Annotated in this window: 9 protein-coding genes, 4 tRNA genes and 2 rRNA genes (1 of these 15 running past the window's edge); 12 read left to right on the top strand and 3 right to left on the bottom strand. The window is 54.2% G+C overall.

All coding sequences use genetic code 11. The annotated features are described in order from the left end of the window. From EDC23_RS09580 to EDC23_RS09570, 3 genes are all read left to right on the top strand, one after another. Positions 1-1,910 (top strand): 23S ribosomal RNA (locus EDC23_RS09580); it begins 976 nt to the left of the window's first position. Between the two features lie 124 nt (positions 1,911-2,034). Continuing rightward, positions 2,035-2,150, top strand: a 5S ribosomal RNA gene (rrf, locus tag EDC23_RS09575). A gap of 587 nt (positions 2,151-2,737) precedes the next feature. Further along, complete coding sequence (locus tag EDC23_RS09570; RefSeq protein WP_134083963.1) at positions 2,738-4,291, top strand: adenylate/guanylate cyclase domain-containing protein; 1,554 nt, start codon at positions 2,738-2,740, stop codon at positions 4,289-4,291. Between the two features lie 95 nt (positions 4,292-4,386). On the opposite strand, the gene EDC23_RS09565 is transcribed toward EDC23_RS09570, so the two are convergent. Further along, positions 4,387-5,622, bottom strand: coding sequence for an HD-GYP domain-containing protein (locus EDC23_RS09565; protein ID WP_134083961.1), 1,236 nt, complete (start codon positions 5,620-5,622; stop codon positions 4,387-4,389). 148 nt (positions 5,623-5,770) lie between these two features. Beyond that, positions 5,771-7,366, bottom strand: a complete 1,596-nt coding sequence (locus tag EDC23_RS09560; protein ID WP_134083959.1) for a cation:proton antiporter family protein — start codon at positions 7,364-7,366, stop codon at positions 5,771-5,773. Between the two features lie 201 nt (positions 7,367-7,567). Between EDC23_RS09560 and EDC23_RS09555 the strand changes: the two genes are divergently transcribed. Continuing rightward, the gene (locus EDC23_RS09555; protein WP_134083957.1) at positions 7,568-8,014 is read left to right on the top strand and encodes a universal stress protein; all 447 of its coding nucleotides are present in this window, start codon (positions 7,568-7,570) and stop codon (positions 8,012-8,014) included. On the opposite strand, the gene EDC23_RS09550 is transcribed toward EDC23_RS09555, so the two are convergent. Next, complete coding sequence (locus EDC23_RS09550; RefSeq protein WP_134083955.1) at positions 8,009-9,004, bottom strand: heme-dependent oxidative N-demethylase family protein; 996 nt, start codon at positions 9,002-9,004, stop codon at positions 8,009-8,011. The genes EDC23_RS09555 and EDC23_RS09550 overlap by 6 nt on opposite strands. A 21-nt stretch (positions 9,005-9,025) precedes the next feature. On the opposite strand from EDC23_RS09550, the gene birA reads away from it, so the two are divergent. The 8 genes from birA to EDC23_RS09510 form a co-directional block, all read left to right on the top strand. Then, a complete protein-coding gene (gene birA, locus EDC23_RS09545; RefSeq protein WP_134083953.1) occupies positions 9,026-10,024 on the top strand; it encodes a bifunctional biotin--[acetyl-CoA-carboxylase] ligase/biotin operon repressor BirA in 999 nt (332 codons plus the stop codon). Continuing rightward, positions 10,008-10,748 carry a type III pantothenate kinase gene (locus EDC23_RS09540; RefSeq protein ID WP_166668823.1) on the top strand — a complete coding sequence of 247 codons (741 nt, stop codon included), beginning with the start codon at positions 10,008-10,010 and terminating at the stop codon, positions 10,746-10,748. Before birA ends, EDC23_RS09540 begins: the two co-directional genes overlap by 17 nt. 29 nt (positions 10,749-10,777) lie before the next feature. After that, on the top strand, positions 10,778-11,404 hold the full coding sequence (locus EDC23_RS09535) for an SPOR domain-containing protein (protein ID WP_134083949.1): 627 nt from the start codon (positions 10,778-10,780) through the stop codon (positions 11,402-11,404). Positions 11,405-11,498: 94 nt separating this feature from the next. After that, positions 11,499-11,574 (top strand) — tRNA-Thr (locus EDC23_RS09530). A gap of 146 nt (positions 11,575-11,720) precedes the next feature. Further along, positions 11,721-11,805: transfer RNA gene (locus EDC23_RS09525), tRNA-Tyr, on the top strand. A 155-nt stretch (positions 11,806-11,960) separates the two neighbouring features. Further along, a tRNA-Gly gene (locus tag EDC23_RS09520) sits at positions 11,961-12,034 on the top strand. Positions 12,035-12,151: 117 nt separating this feature from the next. Beyond that, a tRNA-Thr gene (locus tag EDC23_RS09515) sits at positions 12,152-12,226 on the top strand. A 60-nt stretch (positions 12,227-12,286) separates the two neighbouring features. Continuing rightward, a partial coding sequence (locus EDC23_RS09510; RefSeq protein ID WP_243830763.1) for a GTP-binding protein occupies positions 12,287-12,500 on the top strand: 214 nt, incomplete at its 3' end.

The following is a 12,500-nucleotide window of genomic DNA, read 5'->3' as shown; positions in this document are numbered from 1 at the left end:
AGACCGCCAGCTAAGGTCCCAAAATTACAGCTCAGTGGGAAACGATGTGGGAAGGCCCAGACAGCCAGGAGGTTGGCTTAGAAGCAGCCATCCTTTAAAGAAAGCGTAATAGCTCACTGGTCGAGTCGGCCTGCGCGGAAGATTTAACGGGGCTCAAGCTGTATACCGAAGCTGCGGATGCCGCAAGGCATGGTAGGGGAGCGTTCTGTAGGCCTGCGAAGGTGTGCTGTAAGGCATGCTGGAGGTATCAGAAGTGCGAATGCTGACATGAGTAACGATAATGGGGGTGAAAAACCCCCACGCCGAAAACCCAAGGTTTCCTACGCAACGTTAATCGGCGTAGGGTGAGTCGGCCCCTAAGGCGAGGCAGAAATGCGTAGCCGATGGGAAACAGGTTAATATTCCTGTACCACTTATAACTGCGATGGGGGGACGGAGAAGGCTAGGCCAGCCGGGCGTTGGATGTCCCGGTTTAAGCAAGTAGGTAGGCCCTTTAGGTAAATCCGGGGGTTATTACTGAGATGCGATGACGAGCCCTCTTTTGGGCGAAGTGGTTGATGCCATACTTCCAGGAAAAGCCTCTAAGCTTCAGGTTATATGTGACCGTACCCCAAACCGACACAGGTGGGTGAGGAGAGAATCCTAAGGCGCTTGAGAGAACTCGGGTGAAGGAACTAGGCAAAATAGCACCGTAACTTCGGGAGAAGGTGTGCCTCTGTTAGGTGAAGCGACTTGCTCGTGGAGCTGAAGGAGGTTGCAGTGACCAGGTGGCTGCGACTGTTTACTAAAAACATAGCACTCTGCTAACTCGAAAGAGGACGTATAGGGTGTGACGCCTGCCCGGTGCCGGAAGGTTAATTGATGGGGTTAGTCCTCGGACGAAGCTCTTGATCGAAGCCCCGGTAAACGGCGGCCGTAACTATAACGGTCCTAAGGTAGCGAAATTCCTTGTCGGGTAAGTTCCGACCTGCACGAATGGCGTAACGATGGCCACGCTGTCTCCACCCGAGACTCAGTGAAATTGAATTCGCTGTTAAGATGCAGCGTACCCGCGGCTAGACGGAAAGACCCCGTGAACCTTTACTATAGCTTCACACTGAACTTTGAGCCTACTTGTGTAGGATAGCTGGGAGGCTTTGAAACCGAGACGCCAGTTTCGGTGGAGCCATCCTTGAAATACCAGCCTGGTATGTTTGAGGTTCTAACCCAGGCCCGTTATCCGGGTCGGGGACAGTGTGTGGTGGGTAGTTTGACTGGGGCGGTCTCCTCCCAAAAGGTAACGGAGGAGCACGAAGGTACCCTCAGCACGGTCGGACATCGTGCATTGAGTGCAAAGGCATAAGGGTGCTTGACTGCGAGACAGACATGTCGAGCAGGTACGAAAGTAGGTCTTAGTGATCCGGTGGCTCTTAGTGGTAGGGCCATCGCTCAACGGATAAAAGGTACTCCGGGGATAACAGGCTGATTCTCCCCAAGAGTTCACATCGACGGGAGAGTTTGGCACCTCGATGTCGGCTCATCACATCCTGGGGCTGTAGCCGGTCCCAAGGGTATGGCTGTTCGCCATTTAAAGTGGTACGCGAGCTGGGTTTAGAACGTCGTGAGACAGTTCGGTCCCTATCTGCCGTGGGCGTTTGAGACTTGAGAGGAGCTGCTCCTAGTACGAGAGGACCGGAGTGGACGTTCCTCTGGTGTTCCGGTTGTCACGCCAGTGGCATTGCCGGGTAGCTAAGAACGGAAGGGATAACCGCTGAAAGCATCTAAGCGGGAAGCCCCCCTCAAGATGAGGTCTCACCAGTGACTTGATCACTCTAAAGGGCCGTTGAAGACTACAACGTTGATAGGCTGGGTGTGGAAGTGCAGTAATGTATGAAGCTAACCAGTACTAATTGCCCGTGAGGCTTGACCATATAACACCCAAATTTTTTGGGTAAGTAAGGTCACCAACAAGTAATACAATCAAAAAGCATTACCTTCTACCTAATCCAAATTCAGATCTGTAGTCGATGTATGACTATTGATCTAACCAGTTTGCCTGGCGGCAATGGCGAGGTGGAACCACCTGATCCCATCCCGAACTCAGAAGTGAAACGCCTCAGCGCCGATGATAGTGTGGGGTCTCCCCATGTGAAAGTAGGTCACCGCCAGGCTTTAATCTAAACCCTCGGTATGCAAATACCGGGGGTTTTTTCTTGTGCGGTCGTAAAGACTGGAGCGGTGTCCCTGGAACTTCTTCGAGGTTCATTGTGAGTCCTCACCACCCTATAGACCCTTCGGGTTCATCATGGATACTTCAACCTTCGTTCCGAAGGTTTCAGGCAATCTTCGATGAGTCGAGGCAATCGCCAGGCTTTAATCTAAACCCCCGGTATGCAAATACCGGGGGTTTTTCTTGGACGGTCGATAATGCTGGGTATTCCTTAAAACAGCGGATCCCGCGTTTTCATCTCTGCCGCGCAAACATTCGCGCACTTTTTAGGCATGGGGCGGCGGGCAGTAAAGTATGCTCTGCCGGGGGAGGCGTGTACCGGTCGCAGGCGCCGCGGTTTCAGATAGCAGCAGAAAGACTGAAAGGGCGCTGAAATCGATAAATTTCCAAATATTAATAACTTATATTATATTTATTGAGTAAATTGTCGAACACTCGCTGCAAGCTGCTAACCTGTCATAATCGCTTCAAACATGTCAGGATATGTCTAGAAGACATATAAAGATCATGCATATAATGCAGGTGTAAGTGAATCCGAGTGTTCCAGATACAGGCCGCCGCAGGGAAATGATGGCAATCCATTCAAAAATCGAAACTCTCCAGAATCGACTGGCCGGGCAGCCCTGGTTCTCATCCCGTCGTCTTCAATATCTTTATTTTCTGCTCGGCGCATTGGTTGTGTTTGTCTACAGTCGCGGTCATGTGACGGCGATGGAAACTTCGGGCCAGGCTCTGGGAACCGTGACTTTGTTGTCGTTTTCCCTGGTTATGGTAATTCGGTACATCATTGATAAATGGTTTTTTTTCCAGGATCCGAATCTGGAGATTGTTAACAAGGAATTTCTGATCAGTCTGGGTTTGTATCTGCTTGCCGGGATATCCGGATATGCCCTGATTGTTGGCTACTTTTTGCCCGAGGAGCAAATTCCGGCCACAAAATATCTTATAGGTTGTCTGGTTTATGGGTATTTTGTCGCCGTAGATAATGCATTAAATACTGAACGGCGTTGCTATTATGAACGCCGTTACATCTATGCTAAAAACGTGTCTACTACATCAAGTTCGAGCAGACTGCGTCTGTTTATTCTGACCACAATTCTCATTACTGTGGTCGCCATGTACCTTTCCGCAAATTCAGTCGTTTATTCGCTATTGGCGGAGTCCGGGCCGGATCAACGTGATATCCAGATTATTTTTCTCTATGACATCATTTTGATGACCATGGTAATTATCGGCTTTTCCATGAGAGTGGCGTATACATACGCACAGAACCAGAAGTACCTGCTCGATACACAGATCAAGGCATTACAGAATATACAAAAAGGCGATCTGGACTCTTACGTTCCCATCATGAGTAAGGATGAGTTTGCACTGATTGCGCAAAATACGAATAAAATGCTGGAGGAATTAAGAGAGAAACAGAAAGTCACCAGCGTGCTGGAGCGCATAGTCAGCCCGGATATTATGCAAAGGTTACTGGCTGATGATGCAGCGATGCTTAAGCAAGGACAGAAGTATGAGGTTGCTATCCTTTTTTGTGATCTGCGCCGCTTTACCAGCTTTGTTGAAACGACACCGCCGGATCAGGTGATACGTTTTCTGAATGCTTTCTTCTCCAAGATATCCGATCTTGTGTCGACACATAATGGTCTGGTAAACAAATTCATGGGTGATGCCATATTGGGTGTTTTTGGAGCGGCCAACAAGGAAACATCAATGCAGGATGCTCTCCAGGCGGCGCTGCATATTATTACTCATACCAAAACCATTCGACTTGGTGATGCTGACGCTTTTGATATCGGCATCGGCATTCATACCGGGTTTGCTGTTGCCGGTACCATTGGGTCCGCAGATCGCTATGAATACACTTTTATTGGTGATGTGGTGAATACTGCAAGTCGACTGGACGGGCTGAGCAAACGGCTCGGTTACAGAATTATCATCTCTGATGATGCGTACGAATTGCTTAATAATGACTTCAAGAAAAGGTTTGTCGACCTTGGTTTTCAGAAAATCCGCGGAAAGTCAGAGGCGGTTCACGTTTACGGGGCGATTACAGATGCTGAGCTTTATGAATTATAGTATCGCCTGGTAGGTGCTCAGAATGCCGGACATTTTGACTGTAATCGGTACGGCCGTGTCTCATGGTTGTACTGGTATTCCAAACATTATGTTATTTAGAGATGGTGAACTTCTCTTAATATGTAGCGTTTCAGATCTACGTCATACTCCTCGGGACGGACGATATTTCTGATTTCATACAGGTTTTCATCGTCTTCCCTGAACTGACTCAGGTTGATAATTTTGGGTGGGTCATAGAGCTTGTTTGACGCATCCCTGACCAGCATCAGTGTTGGAAGCAATCTGCTTTGCGGCGAGGTCGATATGACTATGCCTATTTCTCCGCTATTAAGCTCAAGTGTGCTGCCAATTGGGTAGACGCCCAGACATTTTATAAACATCTCAACGAGCGTTTCATCGAACAAGGTGCCTCGCCAGTCATACATGCTCTTTAATGCTTCATTATTCGATATGTAGCCTCGGTATGGCGTGGGACTGGTTAAGGAGTCATAGACGTCGACAATACCGACAATCTTCGCAGACTGGCTTATTTCCTGGCCGGATAATTTTTCCGGGTAACCTGAGCGATTAACGCGCTCATGATGATGCAGTACAATGTCCAGAACAGTGTTGGAAATATTGTCTGCCTGTTTCAATATGGAAACACCGTAGGCTGTATGTTTTTGTATCGTCGCGTATTCTTCCGGAGAAAGCTCGCCGTGCTTGTTGAGTATTTCCTGAGGAAGACGTATCTCACCAATGTCATGGAGTAAAGCCCCCATACCAATCTCTTGCATTTCGTCGGGTTTAAATCCGAGGAAGCGGGCAAATACAATTGTCATGATACAAACGTTCATTGCATGAACGACCAGGTATTCATCAACTGCCTTGAGATTACTCATCAGCATCATGGCATCGGGGTTTCTTAAAATGCTTTCGGTAATCCTCTGCACATGCTTTTGGACTTCTGCTGTTTTCATTATCCGGCCAAACCGTACATCCCTGAACAATCCCTTGAGCTGGGACTGTATCTCTTCATAGCCAAGTTTGGCCCGGGGAAATTCTTCTTCAAATGTCACCTGGTAGGGGACTGAACCCTGATCAGAGTAATTGGGAGCGGTTTTAATCTGTTGCCCCTGTTCGATCAGGGCCTGGGGAATACTAATCTGACTTTTTTCACGGTCGACAAAAACGTATTCGCAATGTTGATGGAGCTGGTCGAGCTCCTCGTCATTGGTGATCAAGAACCCCTGGAAAATAAAAGGACTTTCGATCCAGGGTTTGTCGAGTTCGGCGACATACATACCGAGGTCAAGAAGCTCCGTCGGGATTTTGATTTTGTCTGAGCTCATAAGTCCCTGAAAAATTGGTAAACCAGATTTGAAATAACTATTTATTGATCCATTATAGGAGATACAGGCCTCTCAGTGTCCGGATGGCGGTATTTTATTCTCCATTATAATTCAGTGTCCCTGCCCGGGAACCCGGTTAGGATGCCGGTCAGGTACTATCCGTGCTCTTGCTGGAGATCGACGCCTGGGCAGGCGCGTCGTGCTTCATCCCCTGAATGGTCTTTTCGGCGAAACTCGGGCCGATACTTTCATAATAGTTATAAATCAGGTCGGCACCTTTGTGGCGCAGGGACTCGACTTCTTCGCTAAACAGGGCGGTGGAGTGTATTTGCCCGTTAAACCCCTGGGCGCGTAATTGCTGTATCGCCATGAGTTTTGCGGAAAGCTCCGGCATACAGAGCATGATCGTATGTACATTACGCAGGTTGATCCCTGACCACAAACCGGGATCTTCCGCATCAGCATACAGTACGCGTCGTCCCTCACTTCGGTGTCTTTCAACCTTGCCGGGGTCTGAGTCCAGGCCGAGTACCCGTAGCTGGTTGGCACTTAACGTGTCGTAGGCGCCGGTTCCGACCCGCCCCATACCGACGACCAGTATATGTGCACTACCGACATTGATGGGTTCATCATCAGGATGGCGTTTATGGCTCTCGAATCGTTTGAGCCGCTTGCCGATGGTCTGGTACAGCTCGTGCGAGTAGCGGTTCAGTGGAGCGGTTATGGCAAAGGAGATAGCCACCGTCACCGCGAGCAGGACCAGCCACTCGGTGGATATCCAGCCCTGGGTTTCGGCAACATTGGCGATAATCAGACCGAATTCACTGAAACTGGCCAGACTCAGGCCGGCCAGAAAGGAGGTCCGGGTCCGTAACCTGAGCAGCAGTAAAATAACGAAAAACAGCAAGGCCTTGAGGGGTAACAACAGATTGAGCAGCAAGGCATGTTCGAGGGTCAGCAGTGTTGGATGACCGGAGAGGCCGATCTGCAGAAAAAATCCAACCAGCAGGACTTCTTTCAAGCCCCACAGGGCGTTGGAGAGTTCGGTGGCCCGTTTGTGATCCGACAGAATAATGCCCAGTAACAGGGCTCCCAGCTCTGAGCTCAGACCGAATTCCTCAAAACTGCCGCCACCGACCACCAGGGCCAGCAGCAAGCCATAGAGAATGACCAGCTCGCCATGACCGCAGATATCCAGCAGCCAGTGTAAAAGGGGGCGCAGCAGGAAAAAGGCGAGCAACAGGAAGGCCCACGGAGAGGGCGTGACACCGCCGGCCAGACTGAGTATGGCGACAGCCACGAGATCCTGCATGATCAGAATCCCGATGACCACCCGGCCATGAAAGGCGCGTAATTCCCGTTTGCTTTCCAGTACCTTGGCGGCAACAACCGTGCTGGAAAAAGACAGGGCTATGGCGATCATCAACGCCGCTTCAAATGATAACTCACCAAACTGGTGAAGTATTATCCATAAAAGCGCGATCGTAATTGCCATATGCAGCAGCGAGCCGGCGAGTACTTCGCTGCGTATCAGACTTCTCAGACGCAGCTTCAGGCCAACACTGAACAGCAGCAACAGCACACCGGCGTGAGCCACTGTTTCGAGGATTGAGTTGGTCTCATAGCCGTTGGCGCTGAGAAGAAAACCGGCCGCCAGATAACCGACCAGGGGTGGCAACCCAATCAGGCGCATCAGGAGCCCGGAACCAAAAGCAAAACTCAGCCAGATGGTGGCCGTTAACATCGGTTGTTCCTTGTATTATTCCGCTTTGTCGCTTAATTGAAATAGCATGCGATCTTTATTCAGTGTAATCGTACCCCGATTTGGCGTTCATGGGCACCTGTCGAGAGGTTAATTTTTAAGCAGAAACAACCGGTACTTTCTTTGCAGCCCCTACAGGCTTGCCTATACTGTCGGTAAATTAACCAAAAGGTTTGAAAGCGGTTGGATGCTTATAAACAGATATTGCTGGCGGTCGATCTCTCGGTCGAGGCCGAGCAGATAATCGAACGCGCCAGAATGTTTGCCCGGCAGGGAGAAACCCGGGTGACGCTCATGCATGTAGTGGAACCGCTGGTGACGGAGAGCAGCTATGACCTGGTCACCAGTCTGCCGGCCGATCTGGAGACCACCCGCCAGGCGCAGGCGGAGGATTTTCTGCAGCGTAAACTTGATGACTCCGGTCTGGGCCTGACCTCACTGCGGGTGACCGCCGGTTCGATCAAGGCCGAGATACTCCGTGTCGCCGAAGAGATCGGGGCGGATCTGATTATGCTTGGCACCCACGGCCGGCATGGGGTCGGTTTGCTACTGGGGTCCACCGCCAATTCCGTATTGCACGGCACGCCCTGCGATGTTCTGGCGGTGCGAATCAAGCCGGTGGAATCATGAGGCGTCATACAGTCCGCGCAGCCATGCCTGCAAATCCTGGTACTGCCCGGCGAGCCCTTTGTACCTGAGACTGGTTGCCGACATGCTCGCCAGTGCCTGACTGAGCAGACGTTGCTGCGTAGGCGATAGATCGGTCAGCGCATAATGGTAGGTCCGGATACCAAACAGCACAGCATTGATTTGGGGTAAGCCATAAAGCGTTTGCCGCTCAACCCGCAGCCAGGCAGCCGGACTGGCCGGATCAAAAGCACGCCCCGACCACGCTTCGCGATCCCACCGGGCCGGGGCCTCGGGGTGATGATTGAGTCGATCGTCGGTGGTAATTCCCCAGGCGAAGCGCACGAAGGGACCCTGCCTGAGGCTCGCCTGGAGCAGTTGTGCCGCTTTTGGGTTGATTCGCTCCATACCGGGGACCGGCTGGTGCACCCCGACGAAATCCCGTCCGATCTTGTCCCGGGGCGCCCAATGGTTGGGCTGGCAAAGATGAATGGCGCACAGACGGTTTTCCGTGCCGTTGAGGCAGACCAGCGTCAGATCCTCCTGAACCTGCATGGCCAGTGCATCCAGACCGCTGTGATAGGGGGGCGCGGTACCCCGCTCGCCGGGCCGGCAGTCCAGGTAGCGGCCATCAGCGGTAAATACCAGTGCGTCGCCGGTGAGATGACACTCAAGTCGCTGTCGCTCCCCCGTTTGTTGTAAACGGAAATGTTCGGGGTATTCGGCACACAGCCGGGCGCTGATAAACCGGTTCAACGCCGGTTCCAGCGTACGCCCGGCGTCGGTGACACAGAGGTATTTGTCGAGATCTTCGCGACGGGCGGACTGCTTGGCCCGGCGATAGTGACTGAATTGCCGATCCAGCTGAAACAGCCGGCGATCGGCCTCGCCATTACCAAAGTCGTGACCAAGCCTGTAAAATCCCGGTTTGATCGCGTAATGTCCCGACGAGGGCGGGAAATAACGGGCAACCGGTTCGCTAACAATGGACATCTGGCAGGGTAAATCCGATTAATGCAACGCTTGCGTCATATTTTGTCCATTCTGGCCGACGGCCGATTTCATTCCGGGACCGCCCTGGCGAGTCGACTGGGGCTCAGCCGCAGCGCGGTCTGGAAGCAAATCCGCTTGCTCTCGGAACAATACAACATTCCGGTTCAGGCGGTACAGGGACGGGGTTATCGACTGCCGGCCGCGCTGGAGTTGCTGGAAGCGGATCGGATTATCGCCGATCTCTCGCCCGAGGCGCGACGCCGACTGGGGCGGTTACAGATCGAATGGTCACTGGATTCAACCAACCAGTGGCTGCTGGAGGCACCGGATACTCCGTGCGGTACGGTGGTGGTGGCCGAGCATCAACGCCAGGGGCGCGGCCGGCGCGGCCGGGCCTGGGTCTCCCCGCTGGGCGCCAATCTCTATTTCTCCCTGTTAGGCTGTTTTCAGGGGGGGCCTGCCAATCTGGCCGGGCTGAGTCTGGCGGTGGCTGTCAGCGTGGTGCGGGCGCTGAGCGCGCAGGGGGTACAGGATCTGGGACTCAAATGGCCAAACGATATCTTGCTGCAGGGCAAAAAACTCTGTGGGGTACTGCTGGAGCTGCAGGGTGAGGCCGGCGGACCCTGTCGCGTGGTCTGCGGGGTCGGTCTGAATGTCAATATGCCACCGACGGCGGCAACGGATATCGATCAGCCCTGGACGGATTTGCAGCACAGCCTGGCGCAGCCGATCTCCCGCCAGCGATTGTTAACGGGCCTGCTCGATGAACTGTTGCCCGCCATGGCCCGTTATGAGCAGGAGGGGCTGGCACCGTTTCTGGCCGACTGGCGGCGCCGGGACGCGGTGGCGGGCAAGCCGGTCCAGCTCTTGCTGCCGCAGCGCACCGTCCACGGCCGCGCCGCGGGCATTGATGCGCAGGGCAACCTGCTCATCGAGCGCAACGGTTGCCAGGAGAGTTACTGCAGCGGGGAGATTTCGCTGCGCACCGGGACGGAACCAGCCTATGCAACTGCTGATTGATTTCGGCAATACCCGGATCAAGTGGGCCCTGCTGCAAGCAGGCGAGCTGCACTCTGGCGACGAAGCGATCTATACCGAGGCGGAACTGGCGCCGTTATTCGAAAGCTGGTGGGCCGATCTGCCCGCGCCGACCCGTGTGCTATGTGCCAGCGTTGCCGATCAAACCTGCTTCGCGCGACTGGAACAATGGTGCCTCCAGCGATGGCAGCTCCCGGTGGCTCGCCTGCAGGCGGTTTCCCGGCAACAGGGGGTGACCAACGCCTATGCCGATGCTCACACCCTGGGCAGTGATCGCTGGGCGGCGCTGATTGGTGCCCACCGGCTGACGGACCGGCATGCGGGCATCATCGATTGCGGCAGCGCGATCACCATCGATCTGCTGCGCCCTGACGGTCTTCATCAGGGGGGGTACATCGTGCCGGGGTTATGGATGATGCAGCGCTGTTTGCTGGAGCGCACCGGCCGGATCAACACCGCGCCGGCATTGAGCAATGATCTGGCGCCTGGTGACTCCAGCGCCAGTTGTATCAGTCACGGCGCCCTGCGCAGTGTGACCGCGCTGCTCGATCGACTCATGGTCGATCTGCAGAGCCAGTACGACCCGCGCCTGCAGTGGCTGTTGACCGGCGGGGATGCGCCGCATATTCAGGCGCATCTGCGCGAGCCGGGCCGCCTGGTACCGGACCTGGTCCTGCAGGGGCTGGCCTGCGTCGCGCAGGAATGAACTCTCACAGGAGCGGAAGGTAAAGACGGATGAAATGGCTGATCTATCTGTTGCTGCTGGTGAATATCAGCCTGTTTGCCTGGCACTATCGGGGGAGCCCGGCGACGGCCGGGCCGGATGCGACGGATGTCCAGCGTCTGGAGCTGCTGCGCGAAGAACAGCCGCAGGCCGGTCAGGCGCGGTGTTACAGTCTCGGCCCCCTGGAAGAGCCGCAACAGGCCAGGCGGCTGATGGAGCGCCTGCAACAATGGGATCGGCCGAGCTGGCAACGCACCAGTCAGAAGACCGGACGCAAGGAGGGTTACTGGGTGCTGTTACCCCCGCTGCCTTCCCGGGGCGAGGCACGCGCCGTCGTGGCCGAACTGAAGGCCAACAAGGTGGAAGACTATTTTTTAATTGCCACAGGCCCGAATGCCAACGGGGTCTCTCTGGGTCTGTTCTCCACCCGGGAGGCGGCTCAACGACGCGTCAATCAACTGAATGAACTCGGTTTCGAGCCGAGCCGCGAGGCGGTCCGGCTGCCGATCGAGGAGTACTGGCTGGATTGGCCGCGCGAAGCCGGTGAGCTCGCCGAGGGGCAACTGGGCCGCCTGGCACAGGAATATGGCGAACTGCAGCAGATCGAACGTCATTGCACGCCACCGAAAGAGCCATAGAGCCGTGCTGTAAAAAACCGACGTTAAAATTGCCTTTATAGAGACAATTTCTTAGAATGCGCGCCTGGTCGATACCGGCAGTGCCGGTCATCATGCTGGCGTAGCTCAGTTGGTAGAGCAGCTGACTTGTAATCAGCCGGTCGGGGGTTCGACTCCTCTCGCCAGCTCCAGGATTTCAAAGGCCCGGACACGATCCGGGCCATTTTGTCGGCAGAGTGCAAAAATCGGCCGCAGGTGGCGGAAAACCAAGGTATTTTCGCCACTTCCGGTTGACACTGTCCTATTGCTCGACGAAAATACGCAGCTTCGTGCGCGCGGAGGGGTTCCCGAGTGGCCAAAGGGATCAGACTGTAAATCTGACGGCTCAGCCTTCGGAGGTTCGAATCCTCCCCCCTCCACCAAACACAAAGTTACAAGGGCCGAGTTACGAGGGGCGAGGAAGACCGGAATCGTAACCCGGCGGCAGCGGGCCTGGTGCAGCTACCACCCCGGGACGTGATGAGATGGAGAGGGCTGGCCCTCGTAACTCGTTACTTGTACCTCGTCCCTGAATATAGCGGGTGTAGTTCAATGGTAGAACTTCAGCCTTCCAAGCTGACTATGTGGGTTCGATTCCCATCACCCGCTCCAAATTGAGTTTAAGGGACAAAGGTCCCGGCGACGAGGAAACCGGGCAGGGTCAAGATTGATACGAGAAGATATGTTGTTACTCGTCACTCGGCCCTCGTAACTCGTCACTGTGTTTCGGCCCATGTAGCTCAGGGGTAGAGCACACCCTTGGTAAGGGTGAGGCCGGCGGTTCAAATCCGCCCATGGGCTCCAGGTTTGTATATAGAGTGATATTGGTTTTTTAGTTAAATTGGCAACAGGGGAGGCCTGACGGTGTCCAAGGCAAAATTTGAACGTAACAAGCCGCATGTGAACGTAGGCACGATTGGTCACGTAGACCACGGCAAGACGACGCTGACGGCGGCGATCACCAAAGTGATGGGCGAGCAGTACGGCGGCGAGAGCCGGGCGTATGACCAGATTGACAGCGCGCCGGAAGAAAAAGCGCGCGGCATCACCATCGCCACCGCGCACGTGGAATATGAAA

The organism is Thiohalophilus thiocyanatoxydans, assembly GCF_004366735.1.
GTDB classification, from domain to species: domain Bacteria; phylum Pseudomonadota; class Gammaproteobacteria; order UBA6429; family Thiohalophilaceae; genus Thiohalophilus; species Thiohalophilus thiocyanatoxydans.
The sequence above is the reverse complement of the archived record's forward strand: the minus strand, read 5'-3'. Positions and strand labels throughout refer to the sequence as shown.

Coding starts and splice junctions, on each gene's coding strand:
- EDC23_RS09540 (WP_166668823.1), top strand. CDS start 10,008: ATGCAACTGCTGATTGATTTCGGCAATACCCGGATCAAGTGGGCCCTG.
- EDC23_RS09535 (WP_134083949.1), top strand. CDS start 10,778: ATGAAATGGCTGATCTATCTGTTGCTGCTGGTGAATATCAGCCTGTTT.
- EDC23_RS09550 (WP_134083955.1), bottom strand. CDS start 9,004: ATGTCCATTGTTAGCGAACCGGTTGCCCGTTATTTCCCGCCCTCGTCG.
- birA (WP_134083953.1), top strand. CDS start 9,026: ATGCAACGCTTGCGTCATATTTTGTCCATTCTGGCCGACGGCCGATTT.
- EDC23_RS09565 (WP_134083961.1), bottom strand. CDS start 5,622: ATGAGCTCAGACAAAATCAAAATCCCGACGGAGCTTCTTGACCTCGGT.
- EDC23_RS09560 (WP_134083959.1), bottom strand. CDS start 7,366: ATGTTAACGGCCACCATCTGGCTGAGTTTTGCTTTTGGTTCCGGGCTC.